This window comes from Teichococcus vastitatis, assembly GCF_003604215.1.
Lineage (GTDB): Bacteria > Pseudomonadota > Alphaproteobacteria > Acetobacterales > Acetobacteraceae > Pseudoroseomonas > Pseudoroseomonas vastitatis.
The window spans coordinates 1-928 of the sequence record NZ_QXGS01000184.1 but is presented as its reverse complement, the minus strand read 5'-3'; the positions used below and the strand labels follow the sequence as shown (position 1 = coordinate 928).

The window sequence follows — 928 nt, the reverse complement described above, 5'->3', positions numbered from 1 at the left end:
GTCGGGGACGCTCAAACCCGGCGCGCATCTGTGGATGGCCGCGATGCGCCTTCCGCCGGGGACGACGATATTCCCCCTGGACCGGGCACCTCGATATAGGCGATCTGCTGCTCGTCCTGCCACACCGCGGAAAGGTTGTCGGCGCTGGTGGCAGGAAGATGCCCCGGATGCGACGGTCTATGCTCGGGCCACATCAGAAGCCGGACCCATCCTCCGGCCCGGGGCACCACAGGGATCATAAGCGGCCATCTGGAGTGCGCAACGCTAGCGTGAGTCACCCGGCGCGCAGCGGCCTTTGTTCGTGCTGCGCTAGAGGCTGAGGCCGACACTATTCCCTCAGCACCAGGCTGATCGCGTTGAGCATGCCGCGCGTACCCATGGCTCGTCTTCAGACATGCTCCAGTGGATGTGTCGGACGGCGTCGGCGGCAGCCCGAGGACGGACATTGTTGCTCTGGAACCCGCGGATGACACAGCTCGCCGCGGAACCGGCCACATCAGAATATCTCGTACCGCTTATTGCAACAAGCTGCACGACCATCCGCCCCGACGATACGGCTTCAACACCCAGAGGTTGCTGCTCAGCAGGTTCTACACCAAGCACGTTGTGCGGGATTAGCCGACGCTTCAGGACTTTCGGGGTGCCTCTGCATCGTCTGGCTGGATCAGATCCACAGGCGTGGCACCCAGCGCCTGCGCCACCTCGAACAGGGTCACCACCGTCGGATTGCGCTGACCGCGCTCCAAGCCGCTGAGATATTGCTGGCTCAGCCCCGACCGCTCTTCCACCTGTTCCTGGGTGAGACCCTTCTCGCGCCGGAGGCGGGCGAAGTTGCGGCCCACCAGCCGACGCATGTCCATGCGCCCTGGATTGACGGCATGCCGCGATGAAGTTTATCAACTATAGTGTGTAAATGAGACTGCCGCTG

1 protein-coding gene is annotated in these 928 nt (G+C 63.4%); it reads right to left on the bottom strand.

The genetic code is table 11. The annotated features are described in order from the left end of the window. Nucleotides 1-626: 626 nt before the first annotated feature. Nucleotides 627-854, bottom strand: a complete 228-nt coding sequence (locus D2K64_RS23820; RefSeq protein ID WP_456316386.1) for a helix-turn-helix domain-containing protein — start codon at nucleotides 852-854, stop codon at nucleotides 627-629. Between the last annotated feature and the right edge of the window lie 74 nt (nucleotides 855-928).